The 15,516-nt window shown below is 48.1% G+C and carries 18 protein-coding genes and 3 tRNA genes; 11 read left to right on the top strand and 10 right to left on the bottom strand.

Features of this window, described 5'->3' with window-relative positions; translation table 11 throughout:
- Nucleotides 1-17: 17 nt before the first annotated feature.
- Together NIES2104_RS19670 and NIES2104_RS19675 are read right to left on the bottom strand one after the other, a co-directional pair.
- Nucleotides 18-1,133 carry an anhydro-N-acetylmuramic acid kinase gene (locus tag NIES2104_RS19670; protein WP_058999954.1) on the bottom strand — a complete coding sequence of 372 codons (1,116 nt, stop codon included), beginning with the start codon at nucleotides 1,131-1,133 and terminating at the stop codon, nucleotides 18-20.
- A gap of 4 nt (nucleotides 1,134-1,137) precedes the next feature.
- Complete coding sequence (locus tag NIES2104_RS19675; protein WP_072218102.1) at nucleotides 1,138-2,133, bottom strand: aspartate carbamoyltransferase catalytic subunit; 996 nt, start codon at nucleotides 2,131-2,133, stop codon at nucleotides 1,138-1,140.
- A gap of 170 nt (nucleotides 2,134-2,303) precedes the next feature.
- Between NIES2104_RS19675 and NIES2104_RS19680 the strand changes: the two genes are divergently transcribed.
- Nucleotides 2,304-2,390: transfer RNA gene (locus NIES2104_RS19680), tRNA-Ser, on the top strand.
- 176 nt (nucleotides 2,391-2,566) lie between these two features.
- Here NIES2104_RS19680 and NIES2104_RS19685 read toward each other — a convergent pair.
- Nucleotides 2,567-2,639: transfer RNA gene (locus tag NIES2104_RS19685), tRNA-Val, on the bottom strand.
- 69 nt (nucleotides 2,640-2,708) lie between these two features.
- Here NIES2104_RS19685 and NIES2104_RS19690 point away from each other — a divergent pair.
- The 3 genes from NIES2104_RS19690 to NIES2104_RS19700 all read left to right on the top strand — a co-directional run bounded on the left by NIES2104_RS19690 (nucleotide 2,709) and on the right by NIES2104_RS19700 (nucleotide 4,976).
- On the top strand, nucleotides 2,709-3,257 hold the full coding sequence (locus NIES2104_RS19690; protein ID WP_058999956.1) for a metal-binding protein: 549 nt from the start codon (nucleotides 2,709-2,711) through the stop codon (nucleotides 3,255-3,257).
- A gap of 29 nt (nucleotides 3,258-3,286) precedes the next feature.
- Nucleotides 3,287-4,096, top strand: coding sequence for a nucleoside triphosphate pyrophosphohydrolase (gene mazG, locus NIES2104_RS19695; RefSeq protein WP_058999957.1), 810 nt, complete (start codon nucleotides 3,287-3,289; stop codon nucleotides 4,094-4,096).
- A gap of 232 nt (nucleotides 4,097-4,328) precedes the next feature.
- Nucleotides 4,329-4,976 carry a TMEM165/GDT1 family protein gene (locus tag NIES2104_RS19700; protein ID WP_058999958.1) on the top strand — a complete coding sequence of 216 codons (648 nt, stop codon included), beginning with the start codon at nucleotides 4,329-4,331 and terminating at the stop codon, nucleotides 4,974-4,976.
- A gap of 9 nt (nucleotides 4,977-4,985) precedes the next feature.
- Here NIES2104_RS19700 and NIES2104_RS19705 read toward each other — a convergent pair.
- From NIES2104_RS19705 to clpS, 6 genes are all read right to left on the bottom strand, one after another.
- Nucleotides 4,986-5,057, bottom strand: a tRNA-Val gene (locus NIES2104_RS19705).
- Nucleotides 5,058-5,139: 82 nt separating this feature from the next.
- Complete coding sequence (locus NIES2104_RS19710; protein WP_058999959.1) at nucleotides 5,140-5,541, bottom strand: hypothetical protein; 402 nt, start codon at nucleotides 5,539-5,541, stop codon at nucleotides 5,140-5,142.
- A 23-nt stretch (nucleotides 5,542-5,564) separates the two neighbouring features.
- Nucleotides 5,565-5,915 carry a DUF86 domain-containing protein gene (locus tag NIES2104_RS19715; RefSeq protein WP_058999960.1) on the bottom strand — a complete coding sequence of 117 codons (351 nt, stop codon included), beginning with the start codon at nucleotides 5,913-5,915 and terminating at the stop codon, nucleotides 5,565-5,567.
- On the bottom strand, nucleotides 5,905-6,195 hold the full coding sequence (locus tag NIES2104_RS19720; RefSeq protein ID WP_058999961.1) for a nucleotidyltransferase family protein: 291 nt from the start codon (nucleotides 6,193-6,195) through the stop codon (nucleotides 5,905-5,907). Before NIES2104_RS19720 ends, NIES2104_RS19715 begins: the two co-directional genes overlap by 11 nt.
- A gap of 1 nt (nucleotide 6,196) precedes the next feature.
- Nucleotides 6,197-7,036: a CPBP family intramembrane glutamic endopeptidase gene (locus NIES2104_RS19725; protein WP_058999962.1), complete on the bottom strand. Its 840-nt coding sequence runs from the start codon at nucleotides 7,034-7,036 to the stop codon at nucleotides 6,197-6,199.
- A gap of 14 nt (nucleotides 7,037-7,050) precedes the next feature.
- Nucleotides 7,051-7,332, bottom strand: coding sequence for an ATP-dependent Clp protease adapter ClpS (gene clpS, locus NIES2104_RS19730; RefSeq protein ID WP_058999963.1), 282 nt, complete (start codon nucleotides 7,330-7,332; stop codon nucleotides 7,051-7,053).
- Between the two features lie 276 nt (nucleotides 7,333-7,608).
- On the opposite strand from clpS, the gene NIES2104_RS19735 reads away from it, so the two are divergent.
- The 7 genes from NIES2104_RS19735 (at nucleotide 7,609) to NIES2104_RS19765 (ending at nucleotide 14,877) form a co-directional block, all read left to right on the top strand.
- Nucleotides 7,609-7,992, top strand: a complete 384-nt coding sequence (locus tag NIES2104_RS19735) for a hypothetical protein (RefSeq protein WP_058999964.1) — start codon at nucleotides 7,609-7,611, stop codon at nucleotides 7,990-7,992.
- Nucleotides 7,993-8,227: 235 nt separating this feature from the next.
- On the top strand, nucleotides 8,228-8,563 hold the full coding sequence (locus NIES2104_RS19740; protein ID WP_058999965.1) for an STAS domain-containing protein: 336 nt from the start codon (nucleotides 8,228-8,230) through the stop codon (nucleotides 8,561-8,563).
- Nucleotides 8,564-8,645: 82 nt separating this feature from the next.
- Nucleotides 8,646-11,207 (top strand): TIGR03960 family B12-binding radical SAM protein, encoded by a 2,562-nt coding sequence (locus NIES2104_RS19745; RefSeq protein ID WP_058999966.1) that lies wholly within the window; start codon nucleotides 8,646-8,648, stop codon nucleotides 11,205-11,207.
- A 405-nt stretch (nucleotides 11,208-11,612) separates the two neighbouring features.
- Nucleotides 11,613-13,739, top strand: coding sequence for an Rne/Rng family ribonuclease (locus NIES2104_RS19750; protein ID WP_058999967.1), 2,127 nt, complete (start codon nucleotides 11,613-11,615; stop codon nucleotides 13,737-13,739).
- Nucleotide 13,740: 1 nt separating this feature from the next.
- Nucleotides 13,741-14,376, top strand: a complete 636-nt coding sequence (locus NIES2104_RS19755) for a ribonuclease HII (RefSeq protein WP_058999968.1) — start codon at nucleotides 13,741-13,743, stop codon at nucleotides 14,374-14,376.
- A gap of 40 nt (nucleotides 14,377-14,416) precedes the next feature.
- Entirely contained in the window at nucleotides 14,417-14,605 is a 189-nt protein-coding gene (locus NIES2104_RS19760) for a hypothetical protein (protein ID WP_058999969.1), read from the top strand.
- Complete coding sequence (locus NIES2104_RS19765; RefSeq protein ID WP_058999970.1) at nucleotides 14,602-14,877, top strand: type II toxin-antitoxin system RelE/ParE family toxin; 276 nt, start codon at nucleotides 14,602-14,604, stop codon at nucleotides 14,875-14,877. Before NIES2104_RS19760 ends, NIES2104_RS19765 begins: the two co-directional genes overlap by 4 nt.
- A 4-nt stretch (nucleotides 14,878-14,881) precedes the next feature.
- Here NIES2104_RS19765 and NIES2104_RS19770 read toward each other — a convergent pair whose 3' ends face one another.
- On the bottom strand, nucleotides 14,882-15,460 hold the full coding sequence (locus tag NIES2104_RS19770) for a DUF1997 domain-containing protein (RefSeq protein WP_058999971.1): 579 nt from the start codon (nucleotides 15,458-15,460) through the stop codon (nucleotides 14,882-14,884).
- Nucleotides 15,461-15,516 lie beyond the last annotated feature (56 nt).

Genomic DNA, 15,516 nt, shown 5'->3' on the forward strand with positions numbered 1-15,516 from the left:
GCTATCACGGGGATCTTTTAGCCTACGTGGTAGATTTCCCCTAAAAGTACAGATTTGGGTGCGCCTGTCACCTCCGGGAGATTACCAGGCAAATCGTGATATCGCCAATACGCGAGAATTGCGAACGCGATCGCTTCTTTAAAGTCCGCATTCAATCCCGCTTCATCCGTTGTTGTGACAATACTATTGGGTAGTAATGCTTGAATTCGAGATTTGAGATAAGTGTTTCGACTGCCACCCCCGCATAGGAAAACGCGATCGGGCAACTGTGGCAAAAATGTTTGATAACTTTGAGCGATCGAAGCTGCCGTAAATTCCGTCAGCGTTGCCAAAATATCCGCAGGACTGAGATTTATAGCATCACTCAAGCAAGATTCTAAATACGCTGCTCCAAACTGTTCTCGCCCCGTAGATTTAGGTGGTGGCTGTTGGAAAAAGTCTTGTTCTAACCAGCGATCGACTAATCTTTGATTCGGAGTTCCACTCGCTGCCCAAGCTCCGTCGCGATCGTATTTTTGGTCTGAAAATCGTGCCACCGCCAAATCAATCAGCATATTTCCAGGTCCCGTGTCCCAGCCTCGAATCGCCAATCCCGATTTCACAGACGGCAAATCAGTGACGTTTCCAATTCCCCCAATGTTTTGCACACAGCGATGCTCGATCGAATCTCTCAGCAATGCCGCATCGATCGGCGGAACCAGTGGTGCACCTTGTCCCCCGATCGCGATATCTGCGGCTCGGAAATTACTAATTGTTGCAATTTTGGTTCGCTGTGAGATTGCTGCTCCGCGTCCAAGCTGCAAACTGTAGCCCAACTGATTCGCAGGCGGACGATGAAACACGGTTTGCCCATGTGATCCAATCAGAACGGCTGAAGTTTGATTCGCCTGAATTTGAAGCGCCGCTTGCGCGAATTGTTCTGCAATCTCGTCATCGAGTGCTGCGAGTTCTGCGATCGACAATGCGGCTCCGCTACAAACTGCAAGAATGCGATCGCGCAATTCTGCCGGGTATGCGTACGTTTCACCTGCAATTAACGTCGCTTGTAAATCATCAGTAGACCCTGTAATCTCAACTAACGCCGCATCGATTCCATCGATCGAAGTCCCGCTCATTAAGCCAATGACACGCATAGATTTAACCTACCTTACCGCCGCCCATCAAATATAACAGCGCCATCCTAACCGCCACGCCGCTTGTGACTTGTTGAGAAATCAAACTTACCACTGGATCATCCATCAAATCCGAACTAATCTCCACCCCCCGATTCACCGGACCGGGATGTAAGACTCTCACATCCGGCTGACACAACTTTAAGCGATCGCGGGTAATGCCAAACTGCTGATGATACTCCCGCAAACTCGGCAGTAGATAACTCGTCATCCGTTCTTTCTGCAATCTCAGAGTCATGACAAAATCTGCATCGATCAAAGCAGGTTCCAGCGTCCAATGAATGAATAGTTGACGAGGAATCTCTGGGTCGCTCTCTTTAACGAATGCCGCGAATTCTTTGGGCAACAAGGTCGGCGGTGCAGCTAAATGAACTTCTGCCCCACTTGCGGTCAAACTCCAAATATTCGATCGCGCCACTCGCGAATGCAAAATATCACCGACGATCGCGATTTTTTTGCCTTTTAGTAATGTCGATCGAGGTTTCTCCGCATCCATCAGCGAACAAATCGTAAACAAATCTAACAACGCTTGCGACGGATGTTCATGCTGTCCATCTCCCGCATTGAGAACGCCCACTTTCACATTTAAACGATCCATCTCATCTGCGATCGCTTGTGGCACTCCGGCTTCTTTGTGCCGAATCACCATCATGTCCGTCCCCATCGCCAAATACGTTTTCGCCGTGTCGAGAATCGTTTCACCTTTAGTAATCGAAGACGTACTCGCCGCAAAATTTAGTGTATCCGCAGACAATCGTTTTGCTGCTAGCTCGAAACTACTCCGCGTTCTCGTCGAAGGCTCAAAAAACAGATTTGCAACCACTTGCCCTTGCAGCGTCGGCACTTTCTTAGTGCGGCGCGTCAAGACTTCTTGAAAGCTACTTGCTGTTTGCAGAACCGTGTCGTATTCCGCAGGTGTAAAATCCGCAAGTGACAGAACGTGGCGACGATTCCAACTCATATCTCGCGTCAACTAGGGACAGGACTCACTATTCATACCGCAAAATGGCGCAGTGTCAATCATCTGTTCTGCACTGCGGTGCTGTTTAAGCAAGGAATTTGAAAAAGGTTCAAATTGCACCGAGTTCTGCTATGATATGATTCCTGTGGCTTGTGAAAGTCGCGCATGTTGGAGAGATGGCCGAGCGGTTTAAGGCGCAGCACTGGAAATGCTGTGATGGGGTGACTTATCCGAGGGTTCGAATCCCTCTCTCTCCGTTTTAAAGCATTGACATAACAAGGCTTTCAAAGAACCCCCGAAGTTTCGGGGGTTCTTTTTTGCGCGATCGATCGGGTATTTTTAGAGGTCTTTGGACACCTTTTGACTATCAATTGACTGCTTTCGACTCGGAAAAAACTGGGGAAGCGTCTTTCTCTTAAAGCCTGAAACCGAATGGGCGATGAGGGACTCGAACCCCCGGCATCCTCCTTGTAAGGGAGGCGCTCTACCAACTGAGCTAATCGCCCGGATTTGATTAATATAGCAGATAATTCAGAATCGATTACGATTTGATCCAGATTCTTTTTTTATCTGCAATGCCTTCTGGTCGTACTCATGACAGCATTACCTTGTGGAGTTTGCCGATCGTGGCTCTCTCCACATTCGGACTCACCCAAAGCAGCAATCTGACTTTGCTTGTTTCGGGTGGATTTCTTTTTGCTGGCTTAATGTTTGGACCGGATTTAGACATTTATTCGCAACAGTACAAGCGATGGGGAATTCTGCGCTGGATTTGGCTGCCGTATCGTCGGAGTTTGCGACATCGATCGATCTTTTCTCACGGCGCAATCATCGGCACAATCGGACGAATTCTTTACCTCGGAATTTGGATTGCCTTGTTCGGAATGACCGGAATTTTAATGAGTTCGATCGCTCAACAGCTTCTTGGCATGACTGCTCAATGGCAAACAGTTGCACAATCGACGATCGCAACAACCTTTCAGCAGACTGTGAATTTCGCTCAGAAAGCCTCGATCGAATGTTTCACGCTCATCATCGGATTAGAACTTGGTGCGATGAGTCACAGTTTGAGTGATTGGATTGGCTCTACGATCAAACGCTGGAACAAGCGACGAAAGCGCTAAAGTGTTGAGTGGAATTTCCAGAACAATCTATGAATGCTTCACTGTCTGAAACCCTGAAGGCACTACAAGAATTGATCGAGGTCGTTGCTCAACTGAGAAATCCAGAAGGGGGCTGTCCTTGGGATTTAGCGCAAACTCCACAAAGTTTGATGCCTTACGTGATTGAGGAAGCGTATGAGGTCGTAGATGCGCTTCGGAGTGGGGATGAAACCGCGATCGCAGATGAACTCGGTGATCTACTACTTCAAGTCGTCTTACAAGCTCAAGTTGCAAAAGATCAAGACCAATTCGATCTATCTACAGTTGCCCAAAATATCACCGCCAAACTGATTCGTCGCCATCCGCACGTTTTCGACAATCTCGAAGTTCAGAGCGTGGATGAAGTGCATCAGAACTGGGAAAAAATTAAAGCGACCGAGAATGGTGCAGAGCCGAAATTAAGCGACAAACTGAGAAAATATGCTCGATCGCTGCCTCCATTGATGGCGGGAATGAAAATTTCTCAGAAAGCGGCGAAAGCTGGCTTTGAATGGGACTCGATCGACGGAGTTTGGGACAAGTTTCACGAAGAATTAGCTGAATTCCAACACGCACTCCAACACGAGAGCAAAGAAAATCAACAAGCAGAACTCGGAGACTTATTATTCACAATCATCAATTTGGCGAGATGGACGGATCTTGATCCAGCGGAAGCACTTCAAGGAACCAACGATCGCTTTATCCAGCGATTAGTGCAAATGGAAAATGTCGTCGATCGACCTTTATCCGAATATTCGTTAGAAGAACTAGAGCAATTCTGGCAGCAGGCGAAAGCAAAATTGGCAAAAGAGCGATCGTAAACCGTCTCTTTCTCCGGTATGATAAACACAGTTTGAAGGGGAGTAGCTGCTGACTGGTTCAGCCCGCTTGAATCAACATACTGGCGATGAGCCTGGTTCAAGCGACAAAGACACATCTTTGTAAGCGAGACTTTCACGAAGTTCACGAATTGGCGTGAGCTTGGTGGAGTCTTTTAACTCTCCAACATCAAGCTCACCTCAGTTCATCTCTATACCGATCTGAGGAGAGCATATGTTAGCAGCATTTACGGCAGGTTTGTTACTAATCACTGTGTCAGAGTTGGGCGATAAAACGTTCTTTATCGCCATGTGTCTGGCAATGCGTCATTCACGCCGATATGTTTTCCTCGGATCGATCTTAGCCTTGGCAGCGATGACCCTTCTTTCTGTCGTCATTGGGCAGTTCGCAACGTTTTTGCCAAAACAGGTGATTCACTATGGAACGATTCTGCTGTTCATCGTGTTCGGTTTCAAAATGCTCTACGATGCCAGCAAAATGTCGATCGCATGCCGAGAAAAATCTTTAGTTACAAGTACAGATTGTGCTTCTGATGCGGAACGAGAAGCCCTCGAAGCCGTTTCGCAAGCGGAAGGGAATCTGCGGAAAAAGACACCGTTTGCGATTTCCTTGGAGGCTTTTACGCTGACCTTTATCGCGGAATGGGGCGATCGGACTCAAATTAATACCATGGTTCTCGCTGCGTCTAATCATGCGATCGGGGTTACGATCGGCTCAATTGTGGGTCATGCGATTTGTTGTGCGATCGCGGTCTTCGGAGGTCGCCTCATCGCGTCTCACATCTCAGAACGAACGGTCACACTCTTAGGCGGAATCCTATTCTTCGTGTTCGCGCTCGTTACCTGGTTTGAGAAGGTATAGCGTAAGAAATGGGCGATACAAGATTCGAACTTGTGGCTTCATCCCTGTCAAGGATGCACTCTACCACTGAGTTAATCGCCCGTAGATACTTAGAGTATCAAACCTGGGAGAAATTGTCTAGTCTATTGAGAACTCCGAGATCGATCGAAGTTCTCAAATTTTTCTAATCCGGCTTTCGTACTCGTTCTTCAATTTCTTGCAAAGTTTGCAGAACCAGTCGTTTTGCTTGAAGTCGCCAGCCTGTTTTCTGAATCTGAAATGCGATCGCGCCTCCTGCGATCGTGGCGATAAAATCCAACGACTGCGACATCGAAATGCCAAAGAGTAACCCCAATCCCGCAATTCCCCAGAACGGTAGAGCAACGGTCTGACGCTGTTCGGTGATTAGTTTGTTAATCGGATCAGTCGGCATCTCTGCTAAAAGTTGCTCTTTGACTTGTTTTTGTTCTGCTGCTGAGACGGACAATCCAATTTTTTGCCGCAATTTCTCGATTTTTCGAGCATCAGTGCTGTACTGCGTCAGTTCATCCTCTGCCATTAGAATTAAGCGATCGTACTGTCCCATGCTTTTTCAATAACTCGCCTCTTCTATTGTTCATCAAATTCCTGCGCTAACAAATTCTCAATTTGGATTTTTAACGGCTGTATTTTGTTCTGTACCGTATCCCAAATGATTTCATCTCTAATTTGAAAATATGCGTGGGCAATAATATCTCGCAAACCTGCAATATTTCGCCATTCTGTTTCTGGAGAACGATTTCGTAAATCTTGCGGAACTTTCTTCGCCGCCTCACCTAAAATTTCCAAGTTCCGAATCACTGCATCATACCGAAGTTCGTCTGAGAGAAATTCTTCAAAGGTCATTGCGTTCGTATACCTCAGAATCTTCTCACAGCTTTTCACCATATCTTCCAAGTACAGACGGATGTTACGAGACATAGATTGCCTCTCGTTCAACCGTTTCTCGGATTTGAGGTCTTAAGCCATCTTGCATCACCAAATCAACCGAAACTCCTAAGTTATCCTCAAGAAAAAATTTTACATCCATGTAGCGATCGAGCGTGTAAGGCGGTTCCAAATCCACGAGAAGATCGACATCGCTATCAGGACGCGCCTCATCTCGTGCCACCGATCCAAAAATGGCAAGCGATCGCACTCCCATTTCTCTCAAAGTTGCCTCATGTTCCTTTAATGTTGCCAAGACCTGATCACGCTTCATCTCAATGCCTCAACTCAGTGCTTCTATTGTGCAACGCCCTTGATCGCATGAAGAACGCGATCGCACTCAGCGCCGAAATTCCCACGATCCCCGCTAATGGATTGCGATCGATCCCCGTCACCCAAGCCGGAACTTGATTTGTAAATGTGACCAGTTGCCCCACGTTTACCAGGTAATAGCCCCAAACAACACCCGCATGAAAGCCGATCGACAATCCCAATCGTCCCCGTGTTGCTCGTTTCGCCCACACCAAAATCGATCCCAAGATAACGAGCGCAAAAAATTGCGGACGAAATCCATGTACAGCGGCGTAAACGACACTACTAACAAGCAGCGAAATTTGAGGAGAATAGTCGCGATCGAGTTCGTTCAACAACCATCCGCGAAACAGCAATTCCTCAACAAATCCAACCGCGATCGCCATTAGCCCCCCTTCTAAAGCGATTCGCGCAAACGTGCTCGACGGAATTTGCCACTGTACCCAACCGAAAACGCCCTGTAGCGCAAACATCAGAAGCAAACTTCCAAGACCGATCGCTAACCCTTGCAGAAAATTCCGAAAACTTTGGCGCGGCTGGCTTAATCCATAAACTCTAAACAGCGGCTCATGGTAAACGAATCGTCCCCAGAACTTCACAAGAATGATGAATTCTAGATACAAGACGATGTAAGTGAAAATCGAAGCCAAGTTTCGAGCCGCATCGTTTACGCCATAGATCACGCTGATCGCCCATTCGATCGGAATCTTCAGCGGTAACCACATCAGAAACAGCATCAACACAAATAGCCCAATCCGGATCGGAGTTGGGCGGTGGGAAATTGCAGCAAAATTGAATTTCAAGCGGATTTTGGGGGTTATTCGTCAGGCTCGATCGTACTCTCCAAGCCCTTCATTTTCAGAGTTTCGCTATAAAACTCTGCGTGTTCCTGAGCACAAGTAATGACCAGCCCAACCCCACTATTGTGAGTCTCCATCATGATGTCGACGGCTTGAGGCTGAGTCAGACTCGGAACGGTTTCAATCAACGCCTGCACCACGTATTCCATTGTGTTGTAGTCGTCGTTATGAAGCAAAACACGGTAACGCGGTGCAAGTTTTCGGGTTGTTGAACGCTTTTCAATAGTTTCAACAGACACAGTTCTATCCTCTCCGTTAGCGATTAGGGGACAATTTAGGGATTTTCCACCCCATTGATTGTAATGATGATCGATCGTGAACTGAGAGTTTCAGTCCAACCCTTCGTCCGGGTAGAAAATCAGGGTGGCACATCGCGTCTTAGCGTTTCTTCACGATGCACGTCATTGTCATTCTAGCCAAACCCTGAAAAATCGATCAATCCGAACGGACAGTAGCAGGTTATTGCAACCGAATTTTAGAATAGAAAATGCTTTGATAAAACCTTCATAAAGTCTATGGCTGCCGAATTTCAGCAGTTTCACTCTTCCCAAATCGTCTTTCTTGAACACAACGGCGTTCGTCTTTACGCTGAGGTGGTGCAATTCGTGGAATCCAGGCGACTGTGCTGGGTTCGTCCGATCGCACTTGTGACTTCCGAAGGCGACTGGACTGATGGCGATCGTCTAACGCTACAGGATTTGCAGGACGGCTCTGATCTGATGTGTCCTGCTGTGCTCTTTCGAGAAGCCTTGGATGTTGAAGTGTTGCCGATCTTGGCTCGACTGGGAGCCGAATCAAAAGAGAAAAATCCGCTTTCTCATCGTCATCTACACCAATTTATTCAGCAGATTTGGCAAGCGCGTCCAGAAGTCTTCGAGAATCGATCGACCCAACATTAGTGTTTTGAATGTTACATAAGGAAGAAGCTGATTCTATGGTTTGATGAAGCTGCGCCGGATGCGATTATGTATATTTGCATACATTATTCGTAGATCTACTTACTGAAAACTTTAAACAAAGCTCTGAATCGAATAAAGTTTCTGCGAACCCACGAGCCTGCCCTAGGCGTTCTTTAGTCAGTCCAGTTATCGTCAAAACGTCCACCAGAAAACCTTGTTTGAGATCGGTACATTTATGCAGAGTTTGCTCATTCGTTCACAAGCTGCCATCCTTCGCCCGTGCGGTGCTCTCAATGCTGCAACTGCCGCAGAATTTCAATCCCAATTTCATTCTGCGATTCTCTCCGAACAAAACAGCGCTCTCCTCATTGATATGAGCCAGGTTGAATCATTAGACAGCGCAGGTTTAATGGCTCTGGTTTCGACGTTGAACTTGGCACAAGCGAACGGAAAACGATTAAGCCTCTGTGCAGTTTCGGTATCGATCCGAATCGTATTTGAACTGACGCAGCTCGATCGAGTCTTCGAGATTTTCGACAGTATGACCGCGTTTGAACTCGCGATCGCTTGAATTCATTGATTCACCTTGCTTTTCAATCCGCCATCGTCGCTATACTGGAAAGTCGATCGCGCTCAAAAAGGCAAGGTGAACTGTGACAATTGCAGTTGAAAATCTCTTAAATACTGATATTCTGCGTCCGGCTCGATATCTTGGTAACGAACTCGGAGCCGTTCACAAGCCTTGGACTGATGCGAGTGTTCGATGGGTGTTGACCTATCCCGAAATCTACGAAGTAGGAGCCTCGAACCTCGGTCACATCATTCTTTACAGCATTCTGAATACCCAGCCTCGGCAGTTATGCGATCGAGCTTATCTCCCTGCACCCGATCTCGCCGCCAAACTCCGAGAAACGAACACGCCTCTATTTGCGGTGGAGTCCCGTCGTCCGCTGACTGATTTCGATATTCTCGGATTCAGCTTGAGTTACGAACTCGGCGCGACGAACATTCTCGAAATGCTCGATCTTGCGGGAATTCCCTTGACTTGGAAAGCGCGATCGGAGTCTGATCCCCTCATTTTTGCAGGCGGACAAACCGCAACCTCAAACCCTGAGCCGTATGCTGATTTCTTCGATTTCGTGGCACTGGGTGACGGAGAAGAACTTCTCCCCGAAATCGGCTTAGTCGTCGAAGAAGGCAAAGCCGCAGGATTGAGCCGTGAGGAATTATTGCTTGATCTAGCTCAAGTTCCGGGCGTTTATGTGCCCAGATTCTACGATATGGCTCCAGATGGTTCCGTCCATCCGAATCGTCCAGACGTGCCACAACGGATTCTCAGACGGGTAGCAACTCCGATTCCGGCATATTCGATCGGGCTAGTTCCGTATGTGCAAACAGTACACGATCGATTAACGATCGAAATCCGTCGCGGTTGCACTAGAGGGTGTCGATTCTGCCAGCCGGGAATGTTGACTCGTCCCGCTCGCGATGTCGAACCGGAAGAGGTTGTAGACGCGATCGAGGCGGGTATGAGAGCGACCGGATACAACGAATTTTCGCTGCTGTCCCTCAGTTGCTCGGATTATCTTGCTTTGCCTGCGGTTGGAGTCGAGATCAAAAATCGGCTGAAAGGTGAAAATATTTCGCTCTCCTTACCGAGTCAGAGAGTAGATCGCTTTGATGAAAATATCGCCAATATCATCGGTGGCACTCGTCAAACCGGACTCACGTTCGCGCCCGAAGCTGGAACCCAGAGAATGCGCGACATTATCAATAAAGGTCTGACGAATGAAGAACTACTGCGAGGCGTGAAAACCGCTTTTGAACAAGGTTGGGACAAAATTAAGCTGTATTTCATGATTGGGCTTCCGGGTGAAACCGATCCGGACGTGTTGGGAATTGCAGACACGATTCGCTGGTTGCGTCGGGAATGTACGAAACAAGGACGCAGACGGTTAGATTTCAATGTGACGATTTCTAATTTCACGCCGAAACCTCATACGCCGTTTCAGTGGCACTCGGTTTCGACGACGGAATTTAAGCGGAAACAGGCATTACTCAGAGAAGCATTTCGATCGATCAAAGGCGTGAAAATCAATTTCACCGACACCCGAATCTCAGCAATGGAAGATTTTGTCGGTAGAGGCGATCGACGTTTAGCCCCGGTCGTTCAACGCGCTTGGGAACTTGGTGCAGGAATGGACTCTTGGTGGGAGAGTTTAGAAAAAGCGTTTGGAGCGTGGACGCAAGCGATCGAGGAAGCGGGTGTTACTTGGAAATACCGCCAAGTCGAAAATGGTGAATGGAATATTTTCGAGGCGGATGAATCCAGTACACTCGATGCCCCGTTGCCTTGGGATCACTTGGATACAGGAATTGATAAGAAATGGCTGAAAGAAGATTTACAGAAAGCTCTAGAAGCCGCAATCGTTCCCGATTGTTCGTTTGAAGGCTGTTCTCACTGCGGTGTCTGTGGAGTCGATTTTGGTCACAATATCGTGATTCCGCCGCCTGAAATTCCTGGATTTACAGGACATTTCGAGCCGAACCAGACACGGGCGCAACGCTTACGGGTACGAATGGGGAAAGAAGGGGAAATGGCACTGTTAAGCCATTTAGACATTATGCGATTGTTCGATCGTGCGGTTCGTCGCGCTTCGATTCCAGTCGCATTTACGGGTGGATTTCATCCCTCGCCCCGAATTGTCCCCGCGAGTGCGTTACCGCTTGGGGTCAGTAGCTCCGGAGAACTGGTGGATTTTGAACTGACACGATCGATGAATGTCGAAGAGTTTCGCGATCAGCTTTCTGCCCAACTTCCCGCAGAGATTCCGATTTACTCGATCGAGGAAATTGACCCACAACAACCCGCGACCGCCGTTCTCCTGCAAAAAGCAGAATACCGAATCGAAGTCGAGTCTGAAACCGAAGCAGCCTGGGAGACTTGGATCGAGGAAACTTTGGCAAAATCTGAGATTTGGTTAGAGCAAACCACGAAGAAGGGTAAAACCTACCCGCTCGATGTACGCGATCGCTTATTTGATCTGCAAGTCATTGAGTCAACCGTGCAGAAAGCAACTCTGCAATACATCGGTAGCTGTCAGAATGATGGAACGCTATTACGTCCAGAGCAAATGATTACGATTCTTGAACAAGTTTCTGGACAAGAATTACATCTATTAACGATTCATCGCAATCAGCTATTTTTGGCGTAATTAAACTTTCCTTTCTGACCCTACACAAAATCAAATCGTCAAAATTGGTACGGATGCAAATTCGCACGTTATAATGCTTTGCATCACAGACTGTGGTGAGCTAGGGAAACCCGTAGATGCGTCGGGTGTTGGTCTTAGAAACTCACTCAGGCTGTTAGCCAGATTTTCGCAATTCTTCATCCAGATGCAGCGGACGAAATATCTCCGATCGCTGCCTGCTTGATCGAAGTTCACTCATTGACTGTCCAAAGTCAGAGTGAGGATCGGTTTGAGGTCGTTTTTCCAAACCTCTCACGTCGAGCACTACTCAGACTTCATCGTGATAGAGCGTTCACGTTTTTGTGTTATCTGCGAAAGAAGCAAAACTTCAAAGGCTTCGATCGCGCCCCGTTTTGAGGAAATTGAATGCCAAAGCAAATTGTGATTGCTGAGCAGCATAGAATCGCTGCTGTATTTTCAGAAGATCAGATCCAAGAATTAATTGTTGCTACCGGAAGTCATCAGGTCAGCGACATTTATCTAGGAATCGTCGAAAACGTTCTCCCCGGAATTGATGCCGCATTTGTCAACATCGGTGATTCTGAACGAAATGGATTTATCCACGTTTCAGATTTAGGTCCACTAAGACTAAAGCGATCGGCAGGTTCGATCACAGAACTGCTTGCCCCCCAGCAAAAAGTTCTTGTGCAGGTGATGAAGGAGCCGACCGGAAATAAAGGTCCGCGCCTCACCGGAAATATTTCGATGCCGGGTCGCTATTTAGTGCTGATGCCGTACGGTCGGGGAGTTAATCTCTCCCGCCGAATTCGCAACGAAAATGAGCGAAACCGTCTCAGAGCCTTAGCGATTTTGATTAAACCCGCTGGTATGGGAATTGTGATCCGTACCGAAGCCGAAGGAATGCCCGAAGAGGCAATCATGGAGGACTTAGAAGCCCTTCAGCGGCAGTGGGAAGCGATTTTACAAGAAGCAGGTTCGACTCGTGCACCTGCACTTTTAAATCGCGATGACGACTTTATTCAAAAAGTTCTACGGGATGTTTACAGTTCTGATGTCAATCGAATCGTTGTAGATTCTCACACCGGATTAAAGCGAGTTAAACAACAGTTATTAAACTGGGGTGGGGGGAAATCTCCGCAAGGAATTCTGACCGAGCATCACCGCGATCGTATTTCCATTCTCGATTACTTCCGCGTTAATGCCGCGATTCGAGAAGCCCTCAAACCGAGAGTTGACTTACCTTCTGGCGGTTATATCATCATCGAGCGAACCGAGGCGCTGACTGTAATTGATGTCAACTCTGGATCATTTACGCGATCGGCAACCGCGAGAGAAACGGTACTTTGGACAAACTGCGAAGCGGCAACCGAAATCGCTCGACAGCTTCGTTTAAGAAATATTGCCGGGGTGATCATCGTAGACTTCATCGACATGGAGTCGCGCCGCGATCAGTTGCAAGTTCTGGAGCATTTCAATAAAGCACTGCGATCGGACAAAGCGAAACCGCAAATTTCCCAGCTTTCCGAACTCGGTTTAGTCGAACTCACCCGGAAACGTCAAGGAAAAAACATTTACGAATTGTTCGGTCGTCCCTGTCCAACCTGTGGCGGTTTGGGTCACGTCGTTCATCTGCCAGGTGAAACTGAACCCGAAGAAGGCAGTGAAAGTCTCGATTCCCGTCCTGCCGCTCGATACGAGAGCACTCCCCGACGCGCTGAACCTCGCCGCGATCTGACTCCTTCCCCCGCAGCAGAAGCCTTCTGGGAAGGCGATGATTTAGAAGGGGAGGCAGGCGAAAACGATCTCGAATTGCTGCATCATCCGAGCTATCAAGAACGCGGTCGATCGGCAAGAAATCGTCGTCAACGTCGTCCTCGCATCGGTGAAGAAGCTCCACGCGCTGAGTTTCCGCGCAGTGATGCTCCAGTCCGGGAAGCACCCCCCAGACCGAGCCGTTGGGAAGAGTCCGGCACACGTCCGAATGGCTCAACTCCTGCACCAACGCTAGTGAACCGATCGCTGCCCGAATTCGCACCCGAACCCGCGATCGATGCTGCCCCCGTCGAGGAAGCTCCTCGCGAAAATCGGTACGAAGATCGGCGCAATAATCGCAATCAAAGACGCGATCGGTTCAACAAAACCCCGGCTGAACCCCCAGAAGTGGTTTATGTCGAAATGACTCCAGACGAGCAAGATGTTTACGCTTGGATGGGAATTTCGCCGCTGATCCTGTCGGGTCAGGAAGTGAAGAATCCGAAATCTGCGATCGTGTCGATTCTCCTTCCCGGTGAGGCTCCCCCACCTGAGGCGGCTCAATCTGCACCGACTGAGGAACTAACAACGATCGACGTTTCCTCACTCGAAGAACCCGTCGAAGTGCCCGTCGAAGCGGATTTCCCTGAACTTGCTGCACCTGAAATTGTCGCAGCAGTGGAAACACCAGAACCGGAAGCCGCATCCGCCGAAGAACCAGAGGAAGAAGCCCCGGTCAGAAGAAGAAGAAGACGATCGTCTGCAACCGCAGGCGAGTAACGTGCCTCAGAATCCGACTTTAGAAATGGAGCAGTCCTTGTGGAAACAGGGACTGCTTCGTGTTGCAGGTGTGGATGAAGCGGGTTTAGGTTGCCTTGCAGGTCCGCTCGTTGCCGCAGCCGTCCTTTTACCGTCTTACTGTGAGATGATCGAAGGTGTTCGAGATTCTAAACTTCTATCTGCGTCCGCTCGATCGCGTCTTTTCAATCCAGTCAAAGAGAACGCGATCGCAGTCGGAGTCGGAATCGCAACTGTCCAAGAGATTGAACAGATCAACGTTCTTCGCGCTTCCTATCTCGCAATGCAACGGGCACTGAAGCGAATTGCACCTTACGATCATGCTTTGATCGATGGTCGCCCGATTAAACAGGCCGATTTAGGTTCACACACTGCAATCATTGATGGTGACGCGACTTGTTACGCGATCGCGTGTGCCTCGATTATTGCGAAAGTGAGACGCGATCGATTTATGCAGCGACTTGCAATGCGATATCCTCACTACGGATGGGAACGCAATGCAGGCTACGGAACGAAACAGCATTTGGAAGCGATCGACCAATTCGGCATCACTCCTTATCACCGTCGAACTTACGCACCGATTCAGAAAGCGATCGAGCAATTAGAGCTTTTTCGCTAGATCATTTAAGCTATGTTTATCTAAATCTAGGAGCCTAAATATGAAGGCGAATTCGATTAAACAAGAAGCGCAGCGGCTGATCGACGAACTCGACGAAACCGCAACTTGGGAAGACTTGATGTACAAAATTTACGTTCGACAAGCGATCGAAAAGGGCATCAAAGACAGCGACGAGGGAAAAACGCTAGATGTCGAGCAAGTTCGCGCTAGATTTGGGCTGAATCCGTGAGAGTTGTCTGGACAGAAATAGCCATAAATCAGTTACAAGGCATTTACGATTACATTGCTCAGACCTCAATCGCTTATGCAGATCAGACTGTCGATCGACTAACTCGACGCTCTCAACAAATTGCAAGCTTTCCGCGCTCAGGAAGAATGGTTCCAGAATTTCAAGATGATAGTATCCGCGAAGTGATTGAGAATCCGTACAGGCTGATCTATCGGATTCTGCCGGAGCAAATCGACGTGATTGCAGTCGTACACGGCTCACAGATTCTATAACGGGTCAATTCAAAGGATTAACAGCGATCGAATCAGTTGGCGCATTATTTTCCATCTGCACAGCCACCCAGTTTCGATAATCGTCTAACAATTGCTGCATCAAGCGCTGTTTAATCGTTGATAACACACTCATCAGCAAGCCATTTCCAGCAGTTTCGAGCAGCGGACGCGGCATAAATGTAAATGGTGGCGGAAGTTCAACCTGCACAACCAAATCAGCTTTTCCCTTCAAATAGGTGATTCCATGTTGCTGACACGGAGCAAGTTTTCCGTTCAAGTCTAATGAAAACTTGTCTCGGTTGTACTCAATCCCGCGCACATCACAAGCGATCGACTTTAAATTAATCGTTGCAGGTTCCGTTAACCAAACCTGCATATCCACCACAGGTTGAATACACAACGTCATGAAGTTAAGTTGACGCATTTTCAGTCGGTAAACATCTTCGCCCATCGGTTCAATCTGGCTAGATGCGGCAAGTGCATTCACGACTCGTTGCGGCTGTCGTAAATAATTTGTGATATGAATGGGCTGTTCTGGAACAACCAGATCGACTCCCAGCGAGGCAGAAAACCGAATATCCATCAGGGAAGGTTTGTGAGAAGGTTCTTACTAATTATGAACTGATTTTAAGGAGCTTA

Origin of the sequence: Leptolyngbya sp. NIES-2104 (assembly GCF_001485215.1) — a bacterium.
Taxonomy (GTDB): domain Bacteria; phylum Cyanobacteriota; class Cyanobacteriia; order Leptolyngbyales; family Leptolyngbyaceae; genus Leptolyngbya.